Here is a 25,407-nt window from a genome sequence, read left to right as displayed (position 1 = left end):
GGGACGGCTCCGACACCGTATCCTCCCGCGCGAGCGCAAGCTCCGAATATTTACCTAAGAGTGGTCTGATGGAGGAATGACCCTGACGACCACCGTGGAACACCAGCACGCCGACGGCCACACGCTGCGCCTGACCTTCGCCGAACCGGATGGTGTCGTCCGCGGCGGACTCGTGGTGCTGCACGAGGAGGCCGAAGAGGTCGAAGAGGGTCTGGGCCTGCTCCTGGCCGGTCTCGCCGGCGAAGGCTGGCTCACCGTCACCCCGCATCTCGACCGGGACAACCTCACGCAGCAGGACCTCCTCGAAGCCACCGACGCGACGCTCTCCTGGCTCGCGGAGCGCGGTGTCCAAGCGGATCTCGTCGGTGTCGTCGGGTTCGACCTCGGCGGGACGGCCGCGCTGGTCGTGGCGTCGAACCGCAGGCTGGGCGCGGCGGTCAGCGTCGGCGGGCAGGGCGTCACCGGGCTGCCGGTCCTCGTCGAGATTGCGGGACGGCTCACCAGCCCCTGGCTCGGCATGTACGGCGACGCGGGCGACGCGGCCGGAGGCGCCGCGGTCGAGCAGCTGCGTGACGCGGCGGCGACGGCGAGCGTTGCGACGAACGTCGTCCACTACCCGGGCGCCAATCACCGCTTCGACGCCGACCCGGACGCCGCCGCGGAGGCCTGGCAGCGCACGTTGAATTGGTTCGACGCCCACCTGCGCTGACCCCATTCGCGCTAGCATTCCCCTCAAGATGTGACAGGGGAGGGTCGAATGGCACAGTCACCCAAGGTGCCCGTGACGCCACAAGCCGCGTTCGGAGCTTCGGCTCCGGCGCTGGCTCCGGTGGCGGGTCAGATCCGGGACTCCAAGACCGATGCCAAGAAGGGGGCCGTCAAGGTCTCCGAAGACGCCGCCAAGAAGCTCGTCGACGCCCTGCTCAAGGCGCGTCATGAGCTCAACGCGCTGATCAAGGACTCGACGGAGTTCAACGCGCCGTTGAAGCTGGGCGACAACTTCATCGGTCACACCATGAGCGATCGCTTCCAGGGCGCCGCGAACAAGGGGACCGAGGCGGCCGTGCCCGTTCTCAAGGATTTCGCGAAGGTCCTCAAGGACTTCCAGCTCACCGTGATGGCGGCGCGGAAGATGTACGTCGCCGCGGACGAGGAGGGGCAGGAGCAGCTCGAACGGGTCGCCCGCCGGTTCGACATGGAGGACATCGTCGGCCACGAGCGGAAGGACGAGCTCTGATGCGCATCCTGCCCATGCCGTGGCCGCCGCGGGAGCCCGAACCGCAGCCGGTCCCCGAAAACCTCACCGCCGACATCGACTGGATGAGCTACTCGCATCGAGAGCTCTACGCGATGGTCCACAACGAGCTGGACCTCGCGAGCGCCGAAGCCGTCGCCGCGCAGTGGACGAAGATCAGCGCCTTCCTCGACCGGGTCGGTACCGAGCTCAGGGCGGCCCTCGCGGCCACCGCCGACGGCTGGACGGGCGAGGGCGCGGACAGGGCCCGTGACGCCGCGGTCAAGCTCGTCGACTGGGCGGGCGAGACGGGCTGGCGGGCGGAGAACGTCGCGAACTGCGTGCGCCGTCAGGCGGACATCGCCGACACCGCGCGCCGCACGATGCCCGAGCCACCGGGGTACATGCCGCGCCCCAAGCTGCCCGAGCCGCCGAAGCGCCGTCCGATCCCGGTCTCCGATTCGACGCAGGCCATGTCGACCTCGGCACCGTCGGAATCCGGATTCGCCGAAGCGGGGCGGATCGTCGCCGAACCCACCGACGAGAGTTCGCAGGATCTGCACCGTCAGGCCGCCGACGTGATGACGCGGATGCAGTTCAGCTCCGGCGAGGTCTACGAAAACGTTCCCAGCTTCACGTCGTACGGCAAGCAGCCGAAGATCCTTGAGACACCCGAAGAACCGAAGCCGGATCCGAAACCCGATCCGAAGCCGGAGCCGGTCCCGCCGCCGGACGACTCGACACACAGCAGCGGTGTCGACGACACATCCCCGATCCAGGTCCGGGAGCCGGTCGAGGCGCCGCGCGCACCGGGCGCGGGCAGCGGCGCCTACGTGCCACCGCCACCCGGCACCGTCGGCGGAACCCAGGAGCAGCTCGGGCAAGGCGGCCGGTCCGGCGCCGCGGCCGGTGGCTTCGGGCCGTCGGGACAGCTCGGCCAACCGGCCGGGACTCGCGCCGCGGCCGCCGGAATGGGCGGTTTCGGCGGCATGCCGATGGGGATGGCGCCCACGCAGGGACGGCAGGGCGAAGAGGACCACAAGGCGCCGGACTACCTCGTCGAGGATTCCGACGTGTGGGGTCTCAGCGGGCACGTCACCCCGCCGGTCATCGGCGAGGATCCGAGGAGCGGGCGCTGATGGACTGGATCCGGTTGCACGTCGGCGAGCTGTTCCTGCTCTGGTCGGCGTACGGACGCGACGAGCTGCCCGCCGTGCTGGCGGTCCCGCACGTCGGGCGGACACCGGAGTTCCGCGCGGAGCTGGTGGCCACGGCGAGTGCGACGCTGTCGGAACGCGGCCTCGGCACGGTGGACGCCCCCGCGCCCGAACTGGTCGGGCTGCTGCACACCGTCGCGAACAGCGAACTCACGCTCGACCTGCGGCTCGACGGCGACCCGGAGTACCGGGCGGTCGGCTGCGTGTCCGATCGCGGCGCGGTCGTGATCGGCGTCTCGGGCACCGACGTCGAGCTGGCGGCGCTGCGGGAACCGCTCGTCGCCGCGACCCTGCTGCAGGCGTTGCCGCCGTGCGACCAGGGGCGCGGCCTCTCGGTCAACCTGCGCGTCGACGACTACACGGCCGCTTGCGAGGCGGGGGAACGCGGCGGGCAGCCCGCGTTCTCCGACGTCCTGCGCGACGCCGGCCTGCGGGAACCCGAGGTCATCGTCATGGTGCGGATCGCGACGCAGCGGATCGGCAGCGGGCGGCTCGGCGCGGTCAGGAAGTCCTGGGAAGGCCGCTGGGTGCGCGGAGAAGGTACGTTGACCTGGGTGGACACCCCGGACGGCCGCTACGGGCTCCGGCGCGACCGAGGGTGGCTGACCGTCACCCCGCTCGACGCGTCACGGCTGAAGTCGATGGCGTACGAGCTGTTCACGGGGGCTCGCCAAGCAGGTTAACGAGGGTTAACATCGCGGGGTGACGCACACCGCCGACGCCCCAGAAGTGCTCTGGCGCCCTGAGCCGAGCCGCCTGCCCGACACCAAGATCGACGCGTTCCGCCAGTGGCTGCGCACCGAACGCGGCGTGGAGGCCGACGACTACAACGCGTTGTGGGAGTTCTCCGTGCGGCAGGGGCCGGAGTTCTGGTCCGCCGTCGCGGAGTTCCTCGGCGTGCGCTGGCACGACCAGCCCGGTGAAGTGCTCGCCGGCGAGATGCCGAACGCCCGGTGGTTCGCGGGCGGCACGCTGAACTACGCCGAGCACTCGCTCATGCCGGGTGTCGCGGGCGCCGCGAAGGCCGACGACGAGATCGCCGTGATCTTCCACCGCGAGGACGGTCTCTCGTCGCAGCTGACCTATGGCGCGTTGCGTTCCGCCGTCGCCTCCGCGCGGGAAGGGCTGCGCAAGCTCGGAGTGTCCAAAGGGGACAGGGTCGTCGCGCTGGCGCCGAACTGCCCGCAGACGCTGATCGCCTTCCTGGCCACCGCGAGCCTCGGCGCCATCTGGTCGTCGTGCTCGCCGGACTTCGGTGTCCGCGCGATCACCGACCGCTTCGCGCAGATCGAGCCGAAGGTGCTCATCGCGGTCAACGGCTACGTCTACAATGGACGGTGGTTCGACAGCCGGTCGACGGTGAACTCGTTGCGCGACGAGATCTCCACGCTCGAAGCGACCGTGCTCATCGACTACGCCGGCGGCCGCCTCGACGGCACCCTCGACTGGGACGAGCTGCTCGCCGGCAACAACGGCGCGGAGCTGGCCTTCGAGCCCGTCGACTTCGCCCACCCGCTGTGGGTCCTGTACTCCTCGGGGACCACCGGCCTGCCGAAGGGTATCGTCCACGGGCACGGCGGGATCACCCTCGAACACCTCAAAGCCCTTGCCCTGCAAAGCGATCTGGGCCCGGGCGATCGGTTCTTCTGGTTCACCACCACCGGCTGGATGATGTGGAACTTCCTCATCTCCGGCCTGCTGACCGGCACCACGATCGTGCTCTTCGACGGCAGCCCCGGCAGCCCGGACCTCAACGTGCTCTGGCATCTGGCCGAGCAGCACCGCGTCACGTACTTCGGCACGTCGGCGCCCTTCATCCAGAGCTGCCTGAAGGCCGGGATCAAACCGGCCGAACGGTTCGACCTGACGGCGTTGCGCGCCTTGGGATCCACCGGCGCGCCGCTGAGCGTCGAGGGCTTCCGGTGGATCGTCGACGAGGTGGGTAAACGCGTCCAGATCTGCTCGGTGTCCGGTGGCACGGATCTGTGCGCGGCGTTCGTCGCGGCGGCCCCGGACGTCCCGGTCTGGCTGGGCGAACTCTCGGTCCGCGCGCTCGGCGCCGCCGTCGCCGCCTTCGACGAGGACGGGAAACCGGTGGTGGAGACGGTCGGCGAACTGGTGATCACCGAGCCGATGCCGTCGATGCCGGTGTTCTTCTGGAACGACCCGGACGGCTCGCGGCTGCGCGAGGCGTACTTCGAGATGTACCCGGGGATCTGGCGGCACGGCGACTGGATCCGGATCACCGGCCGCGGCTCCGCCGTCATCTACGGACGCAGCGACTCGACGCTCAACCGCGGCGGCGTCCGGATGGGCACGGCCGAGTTCTACCGGGTCGTCGAGTCGTTCGACCAGGTCGCGGACTCGCTGGTGATCGACACGTCGGCGGCGGGCAACGAGGACGGGCAGCTGCTGTGCTTCCTCGTGCTGGCGGAGGGCGCGTCGCTCGACGAGGTCGAACCCGCCTTGCGCAAGGAGCTGCGCGGAGCCCTCTCGCCGCGGCACGTGCCCGACCGGTTCGTCCAGGTGAGCGAGGTACCCCGCACGCTCAACGGCAAGAAATGCGAGGTCCCGGTCAAGAAGATCCTTTCGGGGGTTTCACCTGACCGCGCCGTCAGCCGGGATGCCCTGCTGAACCCCGACGCCCTTGTACCGTTCGTGGAGCTGGCAAGGAGCTGACAGGGGCGGGTTTTGGCAGGTGCTTGGCGGGTGGCGGGCGCCACTTCGGTGGCGGTGATCACCTGGGTGACGCGGCTGGCCGGGCTGCTGACCCTGATCTCGGTGCTGGTCCCGGCCGGGCGCACCCTGCGCGGACGCGTCGCCACCTGGCTGGAACTGCCGCACGAGGCCACGGTCGGCGCGGCCACGGTCGCGCTGGTCACCGGCGTGCTGCTGATGCTGCTCGCCACCGGTCTCAAACGGCGGAAGCGCCGGGCCTGGCAGCTGGCGGTCGCCGCCGCGACGCTGCTGACGGTGTCGCACCTCGGGCTGCGGCACACCCTCGGCGCGGGGCTCGTGTCGCTCTCGCTGCTGATCGCCCTGATCGCGACGCGACGGCACTTCATCGCGCTGCCCGATCCGGTGACCGGCCGGTGGCGCGCGATCCGGGTCTTCCTGCAACTGACGGTGGCCGGGGTCGCGATCAACTTCGCGCTGCTGTCGGTCGCGCTCGGCTCCTGGAGTATCGGCGACCGCCTGGCGCAGTCGACGCTGGCCCTGGTCGGCGTAAGCGGCCCGGTGACGTTCCCCGCGCTGTGGCTGGAAGACCTTTCGGCCGCGGTCGGCCTGCTGTTCGGGATCGGCGCGGTGCTGCTGGCGGCGTACTTCCTGCTCCGCTCGGCCGAACCCGCGCCGGAGCTGACCGACGACGAGGTCGAGCGGCTCAGGGGCCTGCTGGGGGAGCGGGACTCGCTCGGGTACTTCGCGCTGCGCCGGGACAAGTTCGTGGTCTTCTCGAAGTCGGGGAAGGCCGCGGTGACCTATCGGGTGATCGCCGGGGTCGCGCTGTGCTCGGCGGACCCCCTCGGTGACCCGGAAGCGTGGCCAGGCGCGATCGAGGAGTACCTGGACGTCTGCCGCCGGTACGCCTGGACCCCGGCGACCATGGGCTGCTCGGAACTGGGCGCGACCGTCTGGGCGCGCTTCGGGCTCGAAGTGCTGGAGATCGGCGACGAAGCCGTCGTCGACACCGACACCTTCACCCTCGAAGGCCGCGTCATGCGCGGAGTCCGCCAAGCCGTCTCACGCACGAAGCGCGCCGGCTACACCGCACGCATCCGAAAAGCCGAAGACCTGCCCTTGGCTGAGTTGGAGGAACTCCGCGCGCTAGCCGCCACCTGGCGCGGCACGGATACGGAACGCGGCTTCTCGATGGCCCTCGGCCGCATGGGCGACCCGGGCTCGGTCCTGGTGACCGCCGAACACGACGGCCGGGTGCGCGGTGTCCTCCAGTTCGTGCCCTGGGGCGAGAAGGGCCTGTCGCTGGACGTCATGCGCCGCGACCGGACCGCCGACAACGGCGTCAACGAACTGATGATCTCCGAACTTCTCCTGACGACCCCCGCCCGGCACGTCTCCCTGAACTTCGCCGCCTTCCGGGCGGTGCTGGAACAAGGCCAGCGCATCGGCGCCGGCCCCGTCGCCCGCCTGTCCGCCCGGACACTGCGATTCTTCTCACGCTGGATCCAGATCGAGACCCTCTACCGCTTCAACGCGAAGTTCCAGCCGCGCTGGGTCCCGCGCTACCTCGCCTACCCCGCGGCCCGCGATCTCCCCGAGTCGGCGTCGCCGTCTTCGAAGCCGAAGGCCTCGGCGGACGCCCATCCGGCCTGCTCAGAGCGTTGCAACGCGTCTAAGGGGGGTGCCTTCCGAGGGGGGCCAGGGGGTGTGTAACCTATTTGAGCAGTGGTCGTTGGGCCTGGGAGGCTTCGCCTAGTCTGGTCTATGGCGCCGCACTGCTAATGCGGTTGGGGGTAACCCCCCTCCCGGGTTCAAATCCCGGAGCCTCCGCTGGTGCCTGTTCCGGCAGGTGCTAGATTGATAACTGAACAAGCGCCCGTAGCTCAGCTGGATAGAGCATCTGACTACGGATCAGAAGGTCAGGGGTTCGAATCCCTTCGGGCGCACGTCTGGTTGAGACAGCACTAAGGCCCTCCCGTTCGCGGGAGGGCCTTTTTGTCTGTCCTGTGTGGAGTGTTACTGGTTGGCCTTACGGTGGAGTTCGGCAGCCCTGGCGCGGAAATAGCGCTTGATGGCCGCGCGGTTACCCCCGCGGGTTTTTGCCGCATGGCAGTTAGGACACAGCGCGATCATGACGGATGGGTGATCAAGCCCGTTGAGTGCGAGATCGTCGACGTGGTCCACTTCGAGGATGGACTCGCCACCAGGTGCGGTGTCGAAGGGCATGCCTGTGCACTTGTCGTTCTCGCAGTCGCCGTCCGCGCGGATGAGCACCGCATCTCGCACGCTGCGGCTGCGAGGATAGAGATTCCGGCTTCCCTTAGTCGGCTTACGTCCACCGCGACCAGCGTTTGATGGCTTGTCGATAAGGCGAAGGTAGTCCTGGTAGGTCTTCTTGCGCTGACCGCTTGTGGCGTTCTTGTCTGGCGGCTGCGGCGGAGGTGTGTCCTTGATGTCTCCGCTGTCGATGAGCTTTCGTACCTGAGCCGGCCAAGTGTCTAGCTTGGGACCGGGGACTGCCATCACCTGGAACGCGTACTCGAGGCGGAGTTGCTTGTTGTCGTCAGGTGACCACACCTGCGCTCGGCTAAGGATTGCCACCCACGTGGTGAACTTGAAGGTGCCGCCGGCCGGTCGGTACCAATACCGCACCGCCTCGCGATTCTTGCGAGCGCTGTCGAGTGCCTTGTTCCCCCGTAACAGCTTCTGATGGCCAGCGCGCCCCTCGCCGCGGTACTCAAAGGGGTTTACTGCGTCTGGTGGTTCGTCGGCGTATGGACCCTCTTCGTCAGAGAAGATGTTGAGGACACTGTCGCCAAGAAACGTGGTGATCCCGGCGACCCCGTTGCCACCAAAGGTGTTCCGGATGGCGGTTCGGTTGGGGTACTCCGCCCCCAGTAGTGGAGGCCATAACCGGGCCGTTGTGGAGCTTGCGAAGCCAAGCCGACTGAGGCGGCGTGCTGCGGCTTCTCCGGTGAGATCGGAGACGGGGAGTTCGTCGCGGTCTGGGTACTGAACGGTGTATGCGAGACTGGCGACTCTCTCGGCGTGGTAGTACTTGCCGTCGAGTTCGAGGACGAAGGCACGAGTGAACCCGGCTCCGAGCGCTCCTGGGTCGATGACATCGCACTGATGTACTGCCTTGAGCACCGCGTCGCGACTCGTGAGCTCCTTCAAAGACACCTAGCTACCCCCAATCGAACGTACGTCCGAATGTAGCGCAGGAGCTTGCGGCGGTGGAACTCTGTTGCCACCTACGCAACTGTGTCGCGAGGTGGTCACTCTGCGGCGGAGACCCACCCGGGAGTCGAACCCGGAGTCCAACGGCTTTGCAAGCCGCCGCACGACCGTCGTGAAGTGGGCCAAGTGCAGGTCATCGTGCCCTCGGCAGGAGTCGAACCTGCGTTCCCGGCTTCGGACGCCGGCGTCGTATCCGTTGGACCACGAGGGCTTGCGGAGGATGCAGGATTCGAACCTGCGCGACGCTCTCACGCCGACTACCGTTTTCGGGACGGTTGCCTTACCAGGCTCGGCCAATCCTCCTTGCCGCACTGTCTCGTCGGACGCCCGCGAGTCGAACGCGGTGACTCCTGATCCCAAATCAGGCGGGGTCGCCAGTGCCCCTCGCATCCGTCGACCGGCGTATCCCCCTCCGATACGCCGACCAGTACCCCTGCCAGGACTTGAACCTGGGACCTCCGCATTCGTAGTGCGGCGCTCTGTCCACCTGAGCTACAGGGGCGAGGTGGAGACGAGTGCACGCCTCCACCGGCGCTCGTCCTGGCTGCCTCTTTCGGCGACGGGGACAAGCTTTGGGAAAAGTCTTCTGTTATCAACGTTCGCACTGACTAGGCAGCGTCGAGCACCGGCGGGAGGAGTCGAACCCCCTGGATACGGTTTTGGAGGCCGTTCCGCTTCCCAAGCTCGCCGATAGGGAATTGCTTTTTGCGCAGCAAAAGAGAAGCCGCCCGGATCGGTTTCCCGATGGGCGGCTCCCTGGCATCACACGCGCTATGGCGTCATGATGGGGAGCCCTTGTCGACCAGAATCCGCTGGTCAGCCCGGCATGAACGTCGCCAGGAGCAGGGCGACGGACATGCGGCGATGGGCGCGACGGTCGAATGCCGGCGCTGCGCCTTTCGCTCGTTCATGTTCATCATGACTGCTCCTGGGATTGGTCGAGTGCTCTAACTATGGCTGATGAGTCAACGTAGCGCAATGCTATTTATCGATCTCGTTCTTCAAGTAGCGGGCGTGGACCTGTGGCGAGAGCGTGTAGTCGCGAGGCGAAGACAAAGTTGATGTTCGTCTGGTTGAGGGTGTTGCGCTGCCGCAAGTTGGCCTAGCGTCTTGTTGTGGGCTTGAAAGACATCTCTCGAGAAGCGGTGCTTGCGGCGATCGCTGAGCACGACAACGTCGGCGCCGAGCGCTTCAGGCGTCTGCAGGGTGTGACGCGTGCATCTCGCTACGTAGTGATGCACGAGGGGGCGGACTACGACGCGAAGGCGCTCGTGGTGTCCGCGCACCGCTCGACGGTCGGTGCGGAGCTTGGTGCGGCTGATTTTGGGGCGGCAGAAGAAAAGCTAGTTGCCTGCCTGGGGCGTCTCGGGTTCGAGTTTAGGAACGTCGAAACTCACCGGCTAGCTGTCGGCGGAGAAGGATTCGGGGAGATCCCTGGTATCCCTGAGGGGACCACCTTCGTCAACAGGCGAGACGCTTTCGATCGCGGAGTCCACAGGCAGCTGCAGGCTGGTATTTCTGGAACTGGCGAAACTGGGGCGAAGTCGATCGTTGTCTCTGGCGGGTACTCGGACGACAAAGACTTTGGTGACGAAATCATCTATACCGGCCATGGTGGACGTGGTCCGTCGGGCAAGCAAATTGAAGATCAAAGTTTCAAGGCCAGTGGAAACGCTGCCTTGGTGAAAAGCAGTGTGACTGGTGAGCCTGTTCGGGTAATTCGTGGGGCTGACAAGAAAAACTCCTATGCGCCAGATTCAGGTCTTCGCTATGACGGCCTCTACCGGGTTGCCGAGGTGTGGCTTCAGGCTGGCGCGGATGGCTTCACGGTTTGCCAGTTTCGCATGATCAAGCTGGTGGCCGAGGCCGTGGTGGCTGTTGAGCCACAAACTCAGGCGTTGCTGCCGATTCCCGCAGGCAACGACGCTCCTGTCCGAGTGGCGGCCAAGGTCCAGCGCTTGATTAGGTCCACTCAGGTGGTCAACTATGTGAAGCAAGTGCATAACGACGTGTGTCAAACTTGTGGGGTTCGACTGAGAATTGGCGACAAAGCCTATTCTGAAGGAGCTCATATTCGCGGCCTTGGGCGTCCGCATAATGGTCCAGATGTCTACTCGAACGTCCTTTGTCTATGCCCTAATTGCCATGTGCTGTTTGATTATGGGGCCATGGTGATTAGTGAGGATATGAAGGTGGTCGTGCATGGCGAGGTGGTAAGCGAGCTTCGCCAGCATGTAGATCACCACATTGATAAGGATCATCTCGATTACCATCGAGAGCACTACACTTAAGATCAAGTCCCAAAAGCGCTGGTCAGCGCCTCGCGGATCAAACCCGCCAGATCCGCCTCCCCATCCGTCTCCGCCCACCGAAGCAGCGCCACATGCGCCGCCCCAAGGCACGCCATAGCCGTAGCCCGCACCCGAAACTCCTCCTTGGGTGAGCAGTCGAGGGCGCCCACGATCGCATCGGCCGTCGCGTACTGGCTGTCCAGATGCCGCGCCCGCAGCGCCGGGACCGAGATCATCAGCCGCAGCCGCGCCAGCAGGAACGCCTTCTCCGATGAGGACCCGTGAGCGGCCGTCTCCGAGAGCGCGTGTCCGATCCGCGCGGGCAAGGGGCCAGGAGGCGCGGCAGCGACGGCCGAAGCGGTCACGGGGTCGTATTCGTCGTAGAGGACCAGGTCCTCCTTCGTCGGGAAGTGCCGGTAGACCGTCATCGCCGAGACGCCGGCGGCCGCGGCGACGTCGGCGACGGTGGTCGCGTCGTAGCCGCGGTCGGTGAAGAGGCGGATGGCGTGAGTCTGGACCGCGAGGCGGGTTTCGGCGCGTTGGCGGTCTCGGAGGCTCACGTGGTAGACACTATCAAAGTGTTAGTCACTAACATCTGGGGTGCGCATGAAGACGGCATTGGTGACCGGGGCGTCGCGGGGGATCGGGGCGGCGATCGCGCGCAGGTTGGAGAAGGACGGCATCGAAGTCCGAAGGCATGACAGCGCCAAGGGCGACTTGTCGACCATGGAGGGAGTCGACAAAGCCCTGGAGGGCATCGACAGCCTGGACATCCTGGTCAACAACGCGGCCGCCGCGCCGCGTGGGCCGATCGAGACCGACACGCCCGAAAGCTTCGACCACCTGATGGCGGTGAACGTGAAGGCGCCGTACTTCCTCATCCAGCGGGCGCCGCTGAACGACGGCGGCCGCATCGTCAACGTCTCGTCGGTCGCCACCAGGATGGCCAACCCGGCACAAACGTCCTTCGCGATGACCAAGGGAGCGCTCGAAACGATGAGCCGCACCCTCGCCCACCAGCTCGGACCCCGCGGCATCACGGTCAACGTCGTCGCGCCGGGCGCCACCAGGACCGCGGACAACGGCCAGATCTTCACGCCCGAGTTGACAACCGCGATCGCGAGCCTCACCGCGCACCGGAGGCTCGGTACCGCGGAGGACATCGCGGACGTCGTCGCGTTCCTCGTCTCCGACGACGCCCGGTGGGTGACCGGGCAGGTCCTCGACGCGAGCGGTGGGTTGTTCCTCGGTCCTCCGGCGCGAGGCGCAGAATAGGCCGGTGACGTGGTTCAGCGAGGACGAACTCCGCAGGCAGGCAGGCGACGTCTCCTTCGCGCGCGGAGCCAAGTACCTGGAGTCGGTCGAGACGCTGGACGACGTCGCGGGCGGGGTGACGGCGGTGGTCAGCGGCACCGACCGGTACACGGTCCGGTTGCGCAACGTCGACGGCGAGCTGGTCGGCGAGTGCTCCTGCCCGCACGCGGCGGACGGCTTCTTCTGCAAGCATTGCGTGGCCGTCGGGCTGCTGGTCCTCGAAGGAGTGGCGGACGGCGGCGCGGCCGACATCCGCGGGTACGTCGAGACGCTGGACCGCGACGAGCTGATCGAACTGCTCGTCGGGCACGCGAACGAGGACCCGGTCCTGTTCCGCAAACTCTCGCTCAAGGCCGGTCGCGAAGACCTCGGCGCGTTGCGCCGGCACGTCGAGGGAACGTTGCGGTTGCGCGGTTTCGTCGGCTTCCAGGGCACGGTCGCGTACACCGAGAAGGTGCGCGAGGTGCTCGCCACCGCCAGGGAACTCATGGACGGGCCGCTGCTGTGCCGCGTCATCGAGCTGGTGGTGGAGGCGCTGGACTTCGTCGAAGACTCCTTCGGCGCGCTCGGCTCCGAGGTGCAGGGCGCGCTCGCGTTGTACGCGGAGGCCTGCGCGGACTCGCCGCCGGAGCCCAAGGAACTCGCGGAATGGTTGCTACGGCTGGATCTCGACGGTTCCGGCCGGGTCGACGTGAACATCGCGGACTTCACCGCGGGCCTCGGTTTCGAGGGGCTCGCGGTGTTCCGCGCCGGCGTCGAGGAGCGGTGGCGGCTCGACGACGGCGAGGACCCGTACCGCAGCCGCAAGCTCCAGCGGCTGCGCGAGGGGTTCGCGGCGATGCGGAACTGGAAGGCCTAGGCCGTGTCCTGTAAGGCTGTTCGATGGGCTTCGTGATCCAGGTGGTTCCTGGCGGTGCGGGCGGGTCGGCCTCGTACCGGGTCGTACTCGGCCGAGCCCGGCCGTGCCGTCAGGGAGCACCTGGGCGCGAAGACCGCGAACAAGCCTTGCAGGACACGGCCTAGTACCGCTGGCGGTTGCGGTACAGCTCCTCCAGATCCTTCAGCCCCGCCTGGTCGCCGGTGTCGGCGGCCGCGCGGAACCAGTGTTCGGCCTCCTGGAAGTTCCCGTGGTCGGCGGCCAGCCTGCCGAGGTTGGTGTACGCGGGAACACTGCCGAGCTCCGCGGCCTTCCGGTACCAGGCGGTGGCCTCGCCGGGATCGTTCCGGTCGTTGGCCAGCACACCCAGGTTCGTCATCGCGGCGGCGTCGCCCCGTTTGGCGGCCTTGAGATACCAGCGTTCGGCGGCGTCGAGTTCGCCGCGGCGGTGCAGCACCAGGCCGAGGCGGACGGCGGCGTCGGGGGCACCGGCGGCCGCGGCCGCGTGAAAGCAGCTTTCGGCGCGCGCGAGGTCGCCCCGCTGCTGGGCCTGGTGGCCGAGTTTGATCAGCGACGCCGCGTCGGCCTCTTCGCTCGCCTTGCGCCACCAGGGATCCGCTTCGGCCGTCCGGCCGGTGTCGCACAGCACCGCGCCGAGCGTGATCATGCCTTCGACGCTGCCCGCTTCGGCGGCCGCGCCCGCCCAGTACTCGGCCTCTTCGAGATCGCCGCTTCGGTGCCGGGACCGCGCGAGTTCCGCCATCGCCTCGACGCGGCCCTCGGCGGCGGCGCGGCGCCACCAGTCCTCCGCCGCCTCCCGATCGCCTCGGCGCGCACAGACATTTCCCAGATGCGACATGGCATGCGAATCACCGGCGGTCGCGGCTTCGCGGTACCAGCGTTCGGCCTGTTCCGGTACGCCGCGCTCGTTCAGCAGACGCGCCAGGTTGCCCATCGCGACCCTGTCCCCGCCCTCGGCGGCCTTGCGGAACCACGTCTCGGCCTCGTCGAGATCACCACGCTCCAGCGCGGTGGATCCCATACGCGCCATGGCGATCACGTGCCCGCGCTCCGCGGCCTTCCGGTTCAGATAGTCGTCGACCCTGGTGTTCCACTTACGTTTTTCGGCGCCCACAAGCCCGCTCCTTCCGGCAGCGTCCCTGGGGTAGTCGCTGCTCAGGGCCCCGATGTGACAACAACTACCGGGTGTCATCGCCGTGTCGCACCCGGTTTCCGCGCCCGCCGCGGCGATACTTGGCGCTCCCCAATCCCCGTCGAGAGGAACCGCGCGGTGGCCACGCGTACCAGCCAGATGACCACTGCTCAGCGGTTGCTCCTGCTGATCACCCTCGCCGCCGTCGTGCTCGCGGTGTTCTGGTTCGTGAGCGGCAAGGGCGACGCGCTGCAGCCGAAGCCCGCGAACCCGGCCAGCGCGGCCGACGCGCGCAAGCAGCTGGACGAACTCACCGTCGCCCCGCGCGGTTCGATGGACGGCTACGACCGCAAGAAGTACCCGCACTGGGACAACCAGGGGAACAACTGCAACACCCGCGAGTTCGTGCTCAAACGCGACGGCAAGGACGTCAAGGCCGGTTCCGACTGCGCCCCGACCTCCGGTAGCTGGACGAGCGTCTACGACGGCGAGACCTGGACGAAGCCGACCGACATCGACATCGACCACATGGTGCCGCTCGCCCAAAGCTGGGTCAGCGGCGCGAAGTCGTGGACCGACGAGAAGCGGCGCCAGTTCGCGAACGACCTGACCCGGCCGCAGCTGTTCGCCGTCACCGACAACGTCAACCAGGAGAAGAGCGACAAGGCGCCGGATCAGTGGAAGCCGCCGCTCGTGTCGTTCTGGTGCACCTACGCCACCGACTGGATCACCGTGAAGCACTACTACGGCCTCACGATCACGACCGCGGAGAAGAGCGCGCTCAGCGACATGCTCGGTCGTTGCTGATCCGCCCGGAATCGGGTTGGCTGGGGCGATGGCGACCTTCGTACTGATCCACGGCGGTGGCGGCAGCGCCTGGGACTTCCACCTCCTCGAGGCGGAGCTGACCGGCCGCGGGCACGACGTCGTCGCGGTGAACCTGCCGATCGACGACGAGAAGGCGGGCTTCGGAGAACACGTCGACGCCGTCGTGAACGCGATCGGCGACCGCGAGGACCTGGTGGTGCTGGGCCATTCCTACGGCGGTTTCACCGCGCCGCTGGTGGCCGAGAAGCTCTCGCCGCGGCTGCTCGTGATGCTGACGCCGATGGTCCCGAAGCCGGGCGAGTCGCCGGGGGACTGGTGGGGTAACACGGGTTTCAAATCCGACGAAAGCCTCAGCGAAGAAGAGCAGTTCTACGGCGGCGTCCCCGCGGACATCGTCGCGGAGGCGGGTTCGCACGCCCGGAACCAGGTCAGCGCCGAATGGGGACAGCCGTGGCCGCTGGACAAGTGGCCGGACGTCCCGACGAAGGCGCTCATCGCGCGCGAAGACCGCTTCTTCACGCCTGAGTTCCAACGCCGGGTCGTCCAGGACAGGCTCGGTTTCGCGCCCGACGAGATCGACGGCTGCCACGCCGTGCCGTTGAGCCACCCCAAGGAACTCGCGGACCGCTTGGAGTCCTACCTCACCAGCGATCCAGCCGCATGACGTCTTCGAGCGGCTGACGCGCGGCGGGCTTGAAGGTGTCGCCGGTGTAGAACGCGGTCGGGATGAGCGCGGCCTGGTGCACGTTCTCCGGCAGGCCGAGGATCTCCGCGGCCTCCTTCTCGTACGCGAGGTGCAGCGTCGTCCACGCCGTGCCGAGCGTGACCGCCCGCGCCGCGAGCATGTAGCTCCACACCGCCGGCAGCAAGTTCCCCCACAGTCCGGCCTGGTTCCCGGCCGGCAGTTCCGCGCTGTTCGTCTCCAGGCACGGGATGACGTGCACGGGCACTTCGCCCATCTTGTCGGCCAGGTACTCGACGCTGGAGCCGACGCGCTTCTGCACCTTCGACCGCTCCGGGTCGTCCGCGAACAGCTTCCCCGCCGCCCGAGGGGAATCCAGGTACTCGCGGCAAGCCCGCTGGTAGAGCTTCCCGAGCTCGGCCCGCTGCCCGGGATCGGTGATCACGAGCCAGTGCCAGCGCTGCGTGTTCGACCCGCTCGGCGCCTGCAGCGCGACCTGCAGGGCGTGTTTGACCAGTTCGAGAGGCACCGGCCGGGTCAGGTCCAGTCGTTTGCGGACGGTCCGGGTGGTCGTCAGCAGCTCTTCGGGCGTCATCCGAGGATTATGTCGTTATGATCCGCTGGTGGGGAGGCCGCCGCGCGAACGAGGGATGGGCACTTTGCTCAGGCACGTCCTCGACGTGACCGAAGCGGACGTCTCCGCGTTCTTCGAGGACATCGGGCTGGGGGACTACCGCCCGCGGTTCACCCCGTTCGTCCGCGCGATCGTCGAGCACGGGCCGCTGCCCATCCGCGACCTCGCCGCCGAAGTCGGCGTCACCCATTCCGCGGCCAGTCAGACCATCGCGCAGATGGCGCGGCAGGACCTCGTCTCGCTGCGGCCGGGCACCGACGCCCGGCAGAGGATCGTCTCGCTGACCGAGAAGACGCTCCGTCTGATGCCGACACTCGAAGCGGAATGGGCGGCGACCAGCGCCGCGGCCGCGCAGCTGGAAGCCGAACTGCCGTACCCGCTCAGGGAGGTGCTGGTCGCCGCCGTCGAAGCCTTGGAGCGGAAACCGCTCCGGGAGCGCATCGCCGAGACGGACGCCGCGCTCAAGCTGAAGCGTCGGCTCGGGCAAGACTGAACACGGCCCAGACGTACTTCCCGCCCGAGCAGAGCTCGTGTCCCCAGTCGTCGGACAACGCGTGCACCAGCTGAAGACCGCGGCTGCGCGCCGCCATCGGCGACGGCTCCTTCAGCTTCGGCCGGTTCGTCCCGGAGTCGAAGACCCGCAGGGTGAGCCTTCCGCCGGAGTATTCGACTTCGAGCCTGTCCGGCTTCTCGCCGTGCTCGAAGGCGTTCGTGACCAGCTCGGAGGTGGCCAAGAGGACGTCGTCGACAGCCGGGCCGTCGAGGCCGAGGCTCCCCAGGGTCGCCCGCACGGCCTGCCGCGCGACGGCGGGGGCAGTCACATCGACCGGAAGGGGCAGGGAGACCACCGGCAACGAGCCCTCCGATCGCGTCTTGGACATCGTCATGGTTCCGCACCTCCCCTCACGAGAGACTCCCAGATCCGCTGTTCGCCTCCCTGATACCCACAAGGGCCGAGGTCGAATCAGGCTCCGTCCGTGAGTTCCGTCTCGGTCAATCCTTCGCGCAGTTTCTTGAGCGTGGCGGCCAGCAGCCTTGACACCTGCATCTGGGAAACGCCGACACGGCGCGCGATATCCGACTGGCTCATCCCGGACCCGAACCGCAGCGCGACGATCTTGCGCTCGCGGTCGGGCAGCCGTTCCAGCATCGGCCGCAGCGCCTCGCGCAGCTCCGCCTGGCTCAGATTGGCGTCCGCCTCGCCGAAGCGGGTGTGCGCCGAGTTCTCCAGCAGGTTGTCCAGCGAGGCCCCGTACCGGCCCTGACCGGCGCGAAGGCCCTCGTAGACCTCGTCGATCGGGACGCCGAGATGCGTGGCGATCTCACTGGGTTTCGGCGCGCGGGAGAGCCGGACGGTCAGCTCCTCGCGCGCGGCCGAGATGTTCGCGTTCAGCTCCTTGAGCCGCCGCGGCACCCGGACCGACCAGCTGTTGTCGCGGAAGTGGTGCCGCAGCTCGCCGGAGATGGTGGGGACCGCGAAGGCCAGGAAGTCGCTGCCCTGGCCGGGGTCGAACCGGTCGACGGCGTGGATCAGCCCGATCGTCGCGATCTGGACCAGATCCTCCATCGACTCGTCCCGGTTGCGGAACTTGCGCGCCAGATTGCGCGCGAGTTCGAGGTGCGCGCGCACCAGCTCGTCCCGCAGCGCCTCGCGTTCGGGGGCGTTCGGGGGCAGCGCGCACATGCGCTCGAACAGGGCCGGGACATCCGCGCCGTCTTGCTCGACGGGTTCGGTCACGGCCGGGCCGCCTCGCTCTCCCGGATGAGTTCCACCCTGGACAGGTAGCCGCCGTCGGCCGGGGTGACACTCCGCCGCGCGGACGTCGCGAGCGCGGTGAGCAGCTGCCAGGACAGACCGGTCTCGTCGTCGGGTTCCGGGGAGTCCGAAAGCACCGAGACGGTCACCTCGATCCGCCCGTCCTTCCACGAGAAAACGCAGGTCAGATGACCGTCGGCGGCCGAGGGGAGCAGCATGGAGCAGGCCTCGTCCACCGCCATCCGGAGATCTTCGACGGCGTCCAGGTCGAAGTCCTGGCGCATCGCGATATCCGCGACGATCGTCCGGAGGGTCGGTACCACGTGCGGTACCGCGGCCGTGCGTACCTCGATGAGTTGAGCGCCCTCCCCGCCGGGCGGGGTGTTGTCCACCACGTTTGTTCCTCTCTCGAGCTGCGCTGCCGATCCTCCACCGATGCCCCCGCCGCCACCCTCAAAGGAGGCGCAACGCGCCCGGCGTTGGATTCAATGCCCTGGGTGTGAGCAAACCAAACCCACGTTTGAGCCGTGCAGGGGCGGGCATGTAACCGGCGACAAACGATCTCCTTGGAAGGCGGGGACCGACATGGCTGACGTGAGCCGGCTGCCGAACGTGGTGGCGGAAGAGTGGGACTGGCAGCTCCGTGGGTCGTGCCGAGGCGCGGACAGCAGCTTGTTCTTCCACACGGACAACGAACGCGGTTCCGCCCGTGAGCGGCGCGAATCGCGGGCCAAGGCGATCTGCCACACCTGCCCCGTGCTGGCGCAGTGCCGCAAGCACGCGCTGGCGGTGCAGGAGCCGTACGGCATCTGGGGTGGCCTTGGCGAGATCGAGCGCCGCGAGCTGTTCCTCCGCGAACGCCGCGCCGGGCGCAAGGCCTTGACGGCACATTGAGCGCGCCCCGGGCACCGGTCGGCGACGCGCACGACGGCGATCGTGGCGCCCCGTCCGTACTGGGTTAGGGTTGGGACTGTCGTTGCGGGGACAGCCACGCCTACCCGCCGAAGAAGAGCGTGCGTCCGTGTCCGGACTGGGCGCGGCCGTCGCTTGAGACCACAGGCGCGTTCCGGCGCTGAGCGTCGGTTCTCACCTGATGAGGAGAATGTGCATGCCCGCAGCGGACCAGAACACCACGCCGCCCGGTTTCAGCATCACGCTGGACGCCGACGCGTCTGAACCGCGTGTGGTGGTCACCGGTGAGCTAGACCTGCTGACGAGCCCGCAGCTTCAGGAGACCCTCGGGGCCCTGATCACGGACAAACCGTCGGGCCGGGTGGTCGCCGACCTGACCGGCGTGACCTTCTTCGACTCCTCGGCGCTGAACGTGGTGCTCCAGGCGCAGCGCCAGGCCGCCGAGAAGGCGGTCGAGCTCGAACTGGTGCCCAGTCCGCAGGTGAGCCGCGTGATCGAGCTCACCGGCGTCGCCGAGCACCTCAGCGTGTCGGAGGAGCCCCCGCCTGATCCCCCGCTACGGTCGTGGGCTCGTGATCCGCGACACCTGGGGGCAGCAAGATGATGGGGCGGACGCATGCCCTGACGGGGTGGTGCGCGGGCCTCGCGCTCGCGCCCGCCGTCGGGGCGGGCACGGTGCACCAGGCGGTCGTCTTCGCCGCCACCACGGCGGGTTTCGCCCTCCTGCCCGACCTCGACCACCCGGGCGCTCGCGCGTCGAAGCTGCTCGGCTGGTTCACCGGCGCGATCTCATGGCTGCTTCGCCGTGTTTCCGCGGCTCTCTACGCGCTGACCAAGGGACCCCGCGACGAGAAGGTCACCGGTAAGCACCGCCATCTTTCGCACACCGTCCTGTTCGCCGTCGGTCTCGGTTTCCTGACCTCCTGGGGTACCGCCGAGGGCGGGCCTTGGGCCGTGTTCGGCGTGGTCGTCCTCGGCCTGCTGCTCGCGGAAGGCGCGCTCGGCGACTGGCTCCTGCCGGTCAGCGGCGCCGCCGTCGGCTGGTGGGTGTGGACCGCCCCGCCGGACAAGGCGGCGCAGCTCGCGGAGATCTCCGGCTGGCTCGGCATCGCCGTCGCGGCCGGGTGTTTCGTGCACTGCCTCGGCGACGCGCTGACCGAGTCCGGCTGCCCGTTCCTGTTCCCGATCCCGATCGCGGGCGAGACCTGGTACGAGATCCGGCCGCCGAAGCCGCTGCGGTTCCGCACCGGCAAGAAGGTGGAGAACCGGCTGATCTTCCCGGTGTTCGCGATCGCCGCGGTGGTGCTGATCCCGGGTGTCTGGGAGTACCTCTTCACCACGGTCCAGGGGCTGCTCACGCCGGACGGGACGCAGACCGCGGTGCACTGAGGAATGCCTCCGTCGCCGGCGGCGTTGAATCGGAACGCCGGACCCGGTTGAGGAGGGGGAACAGTGGACAAGCCCGTGCTGCGCGCCGACGCGCGCCGCAACCGAGCGAAGGTGCTCGCGGCCGCCGAAGAGGCCTTCGCCGTCGACGGCCTCGCCGTCCCCTCGACGAGATCGCCCGTATCGCCGGGGTCGGCGCGGGCACCGTCTACCGGCATTTCCCCAGCAAGGAAGCGCTGTTTCAGGCCGTCGTCGTGGACCGTCTCGAACAGTTCGCGCGCGAGGCCCGCGAGCTGCTGACCGCCGAAGATCCCGGTGAAGCGTTCTTCGACTTCTTCAAACGCGTCGTCCAGCAGGCGTCCCGCAACCGGGCCCTCTGCGACGCGCTCGCCGAAACGACCGGGCTGGGTTTCAAGGCGAGCGCGGGCGACGAGTTCCGCTCGGCGACGCAGGCGCTGCTGACGCGGGCACAGACCGCGGGCGCCGTCCGCGAGGACATCGACGGCGACGACCTGCGCGCCCTGATCGCCGGTTGCCTCGCCGCCGAACGGTATTCACTCGAAGAACGGCATCTGGTGCGGATCATTGTCGACGGATTGCGCACGTTGCGTAACAAAACGTAAGATCAACGCGAGTAGTCCCCGTACCTGCGCTTCGCATGGCGAGGGGGTGCCGGATGTCGAGCCAGGGTTCCGTCGCGGTCGCGGCCATCGCGGGCCTCGCGACCGGGCTCCTCGTGGCCGCGCTCTTGGTGGCCGCCCGCGAGCCGCAGCACCGCGTCTACGAAGTCGGCACCACCCCGTCCCCGACCTCGACCTCCCGTTCGGTCGGGCCGGTCACGGTGACCGTGCCGGGGAGCACCCCGGAGCCGCTCGTCGTCACGCGCACCAGCACGCCGGCGCCGCGCACGGTGACCAGGACCGTGACCCCTTCGCCCACCTCGACGACGTTGCCGCCGTCGACGACCACGGGATTCCGAAGCGACTGATGCAATCAGGGCGACCTTCGCCTCGTCTGCCCGGTATGCGGCGGCTACCCGTTTTCCTGCTCCTGCTCACCGCTTCGACCGCGTGCGGTCCCGGTGAGAAGGCGTGCCCGGCCATCGCCCTGTCGGAGGGGATCTCCCTCGACGTCCCACCTGAAGTCACCCGGGTGTCGCTGGAGTTGTGCTGGGTCGGCACCTGCGTGACCGTGCGGAGGCGGCGTGCCGGTCGTAAAACTGGTCGTCGCGCCGGACGGCGGAGTACGGCAAGTACCGTGAAGGCCGCCCTCCCCGTCGGGCGGCCTTCACGGTTTCCCCTGTGGCTAGCCGACGTCGCGACGCCGCCAGCCCATGAGCCCGGCCACGAGCGCGACCACGGCGATCCCGGTCAGCCAGACCAGCGGTGTCGCGGTGAACTCCGCGGCGGGCAGTTTCGGAACATGCGAGAACGGTGAGGCGTCCACGATCGCCTGCGGCAGGTCCAGCACCGGGCCGAACAGGCTGAGCAGCAACGCCAGCCCGGCGATCGCCCACGCCGCCGTCGTGAACTTCGGCGTCAGGCCGAAGAGCGTCACGGCGAGGCCGGTGATCACCCACACCGCCGGAAGCTGCGCCAGCGACGCGACCACCATGTCCCCGATCGCGCCGCCGACACCGCCGGCGCGCATCCCGTTCGACAGTCCCAAAAGGACACCGCTGACGACCATCATCAGCGCCGTGCCGCCGAACGCGAACACGAGATGGCTCCCCAGCAGCCGCAGCCTGCCCACGCTCGTCGCGAGCAGCGGCTCGACCCGCACCGCGGTCTCCTCGGCGCGCAGCCGCAGCGCGGCCTGTACGCCGTAGAGGGCGATGATCATGGCGAACAGGCCGGCCATCGCCGCCATGAAGGCGTCGATCAGCGCGTCCGTGCCGCCCAGCCGGGTGAAGATCTCCTTCGCCTGCCGGCTTTCCCCGACGACGTCACCGATCCCGCTCGCCACCGAGCCGAACACCGCGGCACAGACCGCCGTGCCGATCAGCCAGCCGATCAACGGGCCCCGGTGCAGCCGCCACGCCAACGCGAACGGGCTACGCAGGGACGCCGCCGCTTCGGCGGGCCCGGGACGCGGCGGGATGATGCCGGTGCCGACGTCGCGGCGCGGAAGGAGCGCGTAACCGATCGCGCCGACGGCCACCGTCGCGGCCAGCGGAAGCAGGAAGACCCACCACCGCTCGCCGGCGAACGGCCGCACCTGCTGCGCCCAGCCGAGCGGCGACAGCCACGAGACCCAGGCCGCGTCCGAGGTCGAGTCGCCGACCGCGCGCACCAGGAACGCGACCCCGACGGCGGTGGCGCCGATCCCGTTGGCCGTCCGCGAGTACTCGGCCACCTGCACGGCGACCGCCGCGACCGCCGTGAAGACCAGCCCGGTCACCGCGGTGGCGGCGCCGAACGCGAGCGAGCCTCCGGCGGGCAGCTTCGCGCCGATCATCAGCCCGGTCTCGACGAGTCCGATGAGGACACTCGCCCCGGCGGACACCAGCACACCCGAGGTCAGCAGGGCGTACCGGCCGACCACCGCGGAGGCCAGCAGCTCCGCGCGGCCCGAGTCCTCCTCGGCCCTGGTGTGCCGGGTGACGGTGAAGACCGCCATCAGCGCGACGACCAGGGCGAGGAAGCCGCCGAGCCGCCACGCGGTGAACCCGCCCGCGGTCGAGAGGTCGAAGGCCGGGCCGTAGATCAGCGAAAGGGACGGGTTCGCGCCCATGCTCGCGGTGAGCCCGGCCCGTTCGGCGGCCGTCGGGTACAACGTTTCGAACGTCCCCGACGACGTCGAGGGCATGATCCCGAGCAGGACGATCCAGATCGGCAGGACGATCCGGTCCCGCCGCAGCGCCAGCCTGGTCAGGTGCCAGGTGCCGACCAGCCCGTGCGCCGGTCCGGCGACGAGGGGACGGTCGAGCGTCGCGGTCATTTCGCGCTCGCTTCGGTGGTGTAGTGACGGAGGAACAGCTCCTCCAGCGTCGGCGGCTGGCTGGTCAGGCTGCGGACGCCGACCTGGGTGAGCTGGCGCAGGGCGTCGTCGAGGGAGCGGGTTTCGACGTCGAAGCGGACCCGGTTGCCCTCGATCTTGAGATCGTGGATGTTCTCCAGCTTGGTCAGCCCGTTCGGCGGGCCGGCGAGCTCGGCCGAGATCGACGTCCTGGTGAGGTGCCGGAGCTCGGCCAGCGTGCCGGTCTCGACGGTGTGCCCGTTGCGGATGATGCTGACCTTGTCGCAGAGCGCCTCGACCTCGGCCAGGATGTGGCTCGACAGCAGCACCGTGCGGCCCTGCTCGCGCTCCTCCTGGATCGCGTACTGGAAGGTGGCCTCCATCAGCGGGTCGAGGCCGGAGGTCGGCTCGTCGAGGATCAGCAGGTCCACGCGCGAGGCCAGCGCGGCCACGATCGCGACCTTCTGCCGGTTGCCCTTGGAGTAGGTGCGCCCCTTCTTCTTGGGGTCGAGGTCGAAGCGTTCGACGAGGTCCTTGCGGCGGCGCTGGTCGAGCCCGCCCCGCAGCCGCCCCAGCAGATCGATCACCTCGCCGCCGGAGAGGTTGGGCCAGAGGTTCACGTCGCCGGGGACGTAGGCGAGGCGCCGGTGCAGGCTCGCCGCGTCCTTCCAGGGGTCGCCGCCGAGCAGGCGGACGTCGCCCGAGTCCGCGTGGAGCAGACCGAGCAGGACCCGGACGGTGGTCGACTTCCCCGCGCCGTTCGGGCCGAGGAAGCCGTGCACCTCCCCAACGGGTACCCGCAGGTCAAGGCCGTCCAAAGCCTTGGTCCGGCCGAAGGATTTGTGGAGGCCGGAGATGGAGATGGCGTTTTCCATGAAGCTGAAGGTACAGTGATTTCATGAAGTTGTGAAGTTAAGAAAACGTATGGATGGTGTGATCACTCTGGGGGAGGTAAGAGAGGATGTGCTCATGACGACGACGCCTGAGAGTGCTTCGAGCACCCAGAGAGACGAGGACGCCGTCCGCCGTTACGTGGAGCACCTGGGCCTCACGCTTTCCCAGATCGGGATGCAGCGGATGCCCGCCAGGGTGTTCGCCGCGTTGATGACCACCGACGCCGGCCGTCTCACCGCGGCCGAGCTGGCCGACCAGCTGTCGGTGAGCCCCGCCGCGATCTCGGGGGCCGTGCGGTACCTGGAACAGATCGGGCTGGTCGCCAAGGAACGCGAGCCCGGCTCACGCCGCGACCACTACCGGCTCTTCGACGACCTTTGGTACGCCACCTTCATGAAACGCGACCGCATGATCACCATGTGGCGCGACGCGGCCGACGAGGGCGTCTCGGCGCTGGGACAGGACACCCCAGCGGGTGAACGCGTCGCCGAGATGCGCGACTTCCTGAGCTTCATGATCAAGGAGCTCAACGACATGTACGCGAAGTGGCACGAGATGCGGGCCGAAAAGGGCAAGTGAGCCCTCGGGCCTCGTGAGTGTTCAGGACGGTTCTAACCGTCCTGAACACTCACGAGGCCCAGGCGGGGTCGTGCGCCGGTCAGAGGTCGTGCGCCGACGGCTTTCGCGACATCGGCCGGGCAGCTGGTGCGCGCTCACGAGGCCACCGCGACCAAGAGCGTGCCCGCCAGCCGTTCCGCCCACTCGTCCAGCTCCTTCGCGGACGGTTCGCGGTCCTCGAAGGACGCCAGGAACGCGTACTGGAAACACGCCCCGAGCAGCAGCGACGCCGACGCGTCCAGATCCGCGTCCTCGCGGATCCTGCCGAGCCGGGCCTCTTCCCTCAGGTACTCGGCGACGCGTACGAGCGGGACGTCCGGCCCGCGGTCCCTGCTCATGACCCGTTCCCGGTGGGTCGCGAGCAGCTCCCGTGAAGAGAACAGCGACACCGCGATCGGGAAGCTCTCCAGGTAGAACGACAGCGTGATCCGCGCCAGCCGGGCGAGGTTCGCCGCGAGCGGGGTGTCCGCCGCTGTCTTCATCAGCTCGTCCAAGGTCGTCCCGAGCGCGGGCAGCCGCTCGGTGAGCACGCTCGTGAAGATCTCGGTCTTGTCCTTGAAGTGCTTGTACAGCAACGCCTCGGAGTAGCCGGCCGCCTGCGCGATGGCCTTCGTCGTGGCATGCGCGTAGCCCTGCTCGCGCATCACCTTCGCCGCCGCGGCGACGATCTCCTCGCGGCTTCCCATGTTCGCTCCTGAGGGCTTCTCAGCGTTCGCTCGACAAGTGGTCAGTGA

At 68.4% G+C, this 25,407-nt stretch carries 26 protein-coding genes, 6 tRNA genes and 2 pseudogenes; 20 read left to right on the top strand and 14 right to left on the bottom strand.

Annotation, left to right across the window (positions count from 1 at the left end; translation table 11 throughout):
• Window positions 1–76 precede the first annotated feature (76 nt).
• From MJQ72_RS40300 to MJQ72_RS40265, 8 genes and pseudogenes are all read left to right on the top strand, one after another.
• A complete protein-coding gene (locus MJQ72_RS40300) occupies window positions 77–709 on the top strand; it encodes a dienelactone hydrolase family protein (RefSeq protein ID WP_240596132.1) in 633 nt (210 codons plus the stop codon).
• Window positions 710–757: 48 nt separating this feature from the next.
• Entirely contained in the window at window positions 758–1,237 is a 480-nt protein-coding gene (locus MJQ72_RS40295; RefSeq protein WP_240596131.1) for a hypothetical protein, read from the top strand.
• Window positions 1,238–1,350: 113 nt separating this feature from the next.
• A complete protein-coding gene (locus MJQ72_RS40290) occupies window positions 1,351–2,373 on the top strand; it encodes a PPE domain-containing protein (protein WP_396427029.1) in 1,023 nt (340 codons plus the stop codon).
• Window positions 2,373–3,134, top strand: coding sequence for an ESX secretion-associated protein EspG (locus tag MJQ72_RS40285; protein ID WP_240596129.1), 762 nt, complete (start codon window positions 2,373–2,375; stop codon window positions 3,132–3,134). The genes MJQ72_RS40290 and MJQ72_RS40285 overlap by 1 nt, the downstream gene beginning before the upstream one ends.
• A 19-nt stretch (window positions 3,135–3,153) precedes the next feature.
• Window positions 3,154–5,130, top strand: a complete 1,977-nt coding sequence (locus MJQ72_RS40280) for an acetoacetate--CoA ligase (protein WP_240596128.1) — start codon at window positions 3,154–3,156, stop codon at window positions 5,128–5,130.
• Between the two features lie 30 nt (window positions 5,131–5,160).
• Window positions 5,161–6,806, top strand: a pseudogene (locus MJQ72_RS40275) (phosphatidylglycerol lysyltransferase domain-containing protein).
• Window positions 6,807–6,871: 65 nt separating this feature from the next.
• A tRNA-Ser gene (locus MJQ72_RS40270) sits at window positions 6,872–6,960 on the top strand.
• Window positions 6,961–7,002: 42 nt separating this feature from the next.
• Window positions 7,003–7,076, top strand: a tRNA-Arg gene (locus MJQ72_RS40265).
• A 70-nt stretch (window positions 7,077–7,146) separates the two neighbouring features.
• Here MJQ72_RS40265 and MJQ72_RS40260 read toward each other — a convergent pair.
• The 5 genes from MJQ72_RS40260 to MJQ72_RS40240 form a co-directional block, all read right to left on the bottom strand.
• The gene (locus MJQ72_RS40260; RefSeq protein ID WP_240596127.1) at window positions 7,147–8,313 is read right to left on the bottom strand and encodes an HNH endonuclease signature motif containing protein; all 1,167 of its coding nucleotides are present in this window, start codon (window positions 8,311–8,313) and stop codon (window positions 7,147–7,149) included.
• Between the two features lie 109 nt (window positions 8,314–8,422).
• A tRNA-Cys gene (locus tag MJQ72_RS40255) sits at window positions 8,423–8,494 on the bottom strand.
• A 15-nt stretch (window positions 8,495–8,509) separates the two neighbouring features.
• A tRNA-Arg gene (locus MJQ72_RS40250) sits at window positions 8,510–8,581 on the bottom strand.
• Window positions 8,582–8,584: 3 nt separating this feature from the next.
• Window positions 8,585–8,673: transfer RNA gene (locus MJQ72_RS40245), tRNA-Ser, on the bottom strand.
• Window positions 8,674–8,798: 125 nt separating this feature from the next.
• A tRNA-Arg gene (locus MJQ72_RS40240) sits at window positions 8,799–8,872 on the bottom strand.
• A 613-nt stretch (window positions 8,873–9,485) separates the two neighbouring features.
• Between MJQ72_RS40240 and MJQ72_RS40235 the strand changes: the two genes are divergently transcribed.
• A complete protein-coding gene (locus MJQ72_RS40235; RefSeq protein WP_240596126.1) occupies window positions 9,486–10,661 on the top strand; it encodes a YDG/SRA domain-containing protein in 1,176 nt (391 codons plus the stop codon).
• A gap of 2 nt (window positions 10,662–10,663) precedes the next feature.
• Here the strand turns inward: MJQ72_RS40235 and MJQ72_RS40230 are convergent, their stop codons facing one another.
• Entirely contained in the window at window positions 10,664–11,221 is a 558-nt protein-coding gene (locus tag MJQ72_RS40230) for a TetR family transcriptional regulator (protein WP_240596125.1), read from the bottom strand.
• Between the two features lie 46 nt (window positions 11,222–11,267).
• Here MJQ72_RS40230 and MJQ72_RS40225 point away from each other — a divergent pair, with 46 nt between their 5' ends.
• Window positions 11,268–11,936, top strand: coding sequence for an SDR family oxidoreductase (locus MJQ72_RS40225; RefSeq protein WP_240596124.1), 669 nt, complete (start codon window positions 11,268–11,270; stop codon window positions 11,934–11,936).
• Window positions 11,937–11,940: 4 nt separating this feature from the next.
• Complete coding sequence (locus MJQ72_RS40220; protein ID WP_240596123.1) at window positions 11,941–12,834, top strand: SWIM zinc finger domain-containing protein; 894 nt, start codon at window positions 11,941–11,943, stop codon at window positions 12,832–12,834.
• 160 nt (window positions 12,835–12,994) lie between these two features.
• Here MJQ72_RS40220 and MJQ72_RS40215 read toward each other — a convergent pair whose 3' ends face one another.
• A complete protein-coding gene (locus tag MJQ72_RS40215) occupies window positions 12,995–13,987 on the bottom strand; it encodes a tetratricopeptide repeat protein (protein ID WP_240596122.1) in 993 nt (330 codons plus the stop codon).
• A 177-nt stretch (window positions 13,988–14,164) separates the two neighbouring features.
• Between MJQ72_RS40215 and MJQ72_RS40210 the strand changes: the two genes are divergently transcribed.
• Window positions 14,165–14,812 carry an HNH endonuclease family protein gene (locus MJQ72_RS40210; protein ID WP_394329966.1) on the top strand — a complete coding sequence of 216 codons (648 nt, stop codon included), beginning with the start codon at window positions 14,165–14,167 and terminating at the stop codon, window positions 14,810–14,812.
• A 28-nt stretch (window positions 14,813–14,840) separates the two neighbouring features.
• Window positions 14,841–15,497, top strand: coding sequence for an alpha/beta fold hydrolase (locus tag MJQ72_RS40205; RefSeq protein ID WP_240596121.1), 657 nt, complete (start codon window positions 14,841–14,843; stop codon window positions 15,495–15,497).
• On the opposite strand, the gene MJQ72_RS40200 is transcribed toward MJQ72_RS40205, so the two are convergent.
• Window positions 15,475–16,110 (bottom strand): nitroreductase family protein, encoded by a 636-nt coding sequence (locus tag MJQ72_RS40200; protein WP_240596120.1) that lies wholly within the window; start codon window positions 16,108–16,110, stop codon window positions 15,475–15,477. The two genes, MJQ72_RS40205 and MJQ72_RS40200, sit on opposite strands and share 23 nt — an antisense overlap.
• Before the next feature lie 55 nt (window positions 16,111–16,165).
• On the opposite strand from MJQ72_RS40200, the gene MJQ72_RS40195 reads away from it, so the two are divergent.
• Window positions 16,166–16,642 carry a MarR family transcriptional regulator gene (locus MJQ72_RS40195; protein ID WP_240601543.1) on the top strand — a complete coding sequence of 159 codons (477 nt, stop codon included), beginning with the start codon at window positions 16,166–16,168 and terminating at the stop codon, window positions 16,640–16,642.
• Here MJQ72_RS40195 and MJQ72_RS40190 read toward each other — a convergent pair.
• The 3 genes from MJQ72_RS40190 to MJQ72_RS40180 form a co-directional block, all read right to left on the bottom strand.
• On the bottom strand, window positions 16,611–17,036 hold the full coding sequence (locus MJQ72_RS40190) for an ATP-binding protein (protein ID WP_240596119.1): 426 nt from the start codon (window positions 17,034–17,036) through the stop codon (window positions 16,611–16,613). The two genes, MJQ72_RS40195 and MJQ72_RS40190, sit on opposite strands and share 32 nt — an antisense overlap.
• Window positions 17,037–17,113: 77 nt before the next feature.
• Window positions 17,114–17,887: a SigB/SigF/SigG family RNA polymerase sigma factor gene (locus MJQ72_RS40185; protein WP_315860798.1), complete on the bottom strand. Its 774-nt coding sequence runs from the start codon at window positions 17,885–17,887 to the stop codon at window positions 17,114–17,116.
• Window positions 17,884–18,300 carry an anti-sigma factor gene (locus MJQ72_RS40180; protein WP_016330768.1) on the bottom strand — a complete coding sequence of 139 codons (417 nt, stop codon included), beginning with the start codon at window positions 18,298–18,300 and terminating at the stop codon, window positions 17,884–17,886. Before MJQ72_RS40180 ends, MJQ72_RS40185 begins: the two co-directional genes overlap by 4 nt.
• A 190-nt stretch (window positions 18,301–18,490) precedes the next feature.
• On the opposite strand from MJQ72_RS40180, the gene MJQ72_RS40175 reads away from it, so the two are divergent.
• From MJQ72_RS40175 to MJQ72_RS40155, 5 genes and pseudogenes are all read left to right on the top strand, one after another.
• Entirely contained in the window at window positions 18,491–18,799 is a 309-nt protein-coding gene (locus MJQ72_RS40175) for a WhiB family transcriptional regulator (protein WP_016330769.1), read from the top strand.
• A 214-nt stretch (window positions 18,800–19,013) separates the two neighbouring features.
• Window positions 19,014–19,421: an STAS domain-containing protein gene (locus MJQ72_RS40170; protein ID WP_240596118.1), complete on the top strand. Its 408-nt coding sequence runs from the start codon at window positions 19,014–19,016 to the stop codon at window positions 19,419–19,421.
• Complete coding sequence (locus MJQ72_RS40165) at window positions 19,421–20,206, top strand: metal-dependent hydrolase (protein ID WP_240596117.1); 786 nt, start codon at window positions 19,421–19,423, stop codon at window positions 20,204–20,206. The genes MJQ72_RS40170 and MJQ72_RS40165 overlap by 1 nt, the downstream gene beginning before the upstream one ends.
• Window positions 20,207–20,269: 63 nt before the next feature.
• Window positions 20,270–20,826 (top strand): annotated as a pseudogene (locus MJQ72_RS40160) (TetR/AcrR family transcriptional regulator).
• Window positions 20,827–20,879: 53 nt separating this feature from the next.
• Window positions 20,880–21,191: a hypothetical protein gene (locus tag MJQ72_RS40155; protein WP_240596116.1), complete on the top strand. Its 312-nt coding sequence runs from the start codon at window positions 20,880–20,882 to the stop codon at window positions 21,189–21,191.
• Window positions 21,192–21,508: 317 nt separating this feature from the next.
• Here the strand turns inward: MJQ72_RS40155 and MJQ72_RS40150 are convergent, their stop codons facing one another.
• Together MJQ72_RS40150 and MJQ72_RS40145 are read right to left on the bottom strand one after the other, a co-directional pair.
• A complete protein-coding gene (locus MJQ72_RS40150) occupies window positions 21,509–23,143 on the bottom strand; it encodes an ABC transporter permease (protein ID WP_240596115.1) in 1,635 nt (544 codons plus the stop codon).
• Window positions 23,140–24,036: an ABC transporter ATP-binding protein gene (locus MJQ72_RS40145; protein WP_240596114.1), complete on the bottom strand. Its 897-nt coding sequence runs from the start codon at window positions 24,034–24,036 to the stop codon at window positions 23,140–23,142. Before MJQ72_RS40145 ends, MJQ72_RS40150 begins: the two co-directional genes overlap by 4 nt.
• 94 nt (window positions 24,037–24,130) lie before the next feature.
• On the opposite strand from MJQ72_RS40145, the gene MJQ72_RS40140 reads away from it, so the two are divergent.
• Window positions 24,131–24,634, top strand: a complete 504-nt coding sequence (locus MJQ72_RS40140) for a GbsR/MarR family transcriptional regulator (RefSeq protein WP_240596113.1) — start codon at window positions 24,131–24,133, stop codon at window positions 24,632–24,634.
• 134 nt (window positions 24,635–24,768) lie between these two features.
• Here MJQ72_RS40140 and MJQ72_RS40135 read toward each other — a convergent pair whose 3' ends face one another.
• The gene (locus MJQ72_RS40135; RefSeq protein WP_240596112.1) at window positions 24,769–25,359 is read right to left on the bottom strand and encodes a TetR/AcrR family transcriptional regulator; all 591 of its coding nucleotides are present in this window, start codon (window positions 25,357–25,359) and stop codon (window positions 24,769–24,771) included.
• Window positions 25,360–25,407 lie beyond the last annotated feature (48 nt).

Source organism: Amycolatopsis sp. EV170708-02-1, from assembly GCF_022479115.1.
Taxonomy (GTDB): domain Bacteria; phylum Actinomycetota; class Actinomycetes; order Mycobacteriales; family Pseudonocardiaceae; genus Amycolatopsis.
This window is presented reverse-complemented; position numbering and strand designations above follow the sequence as displayed.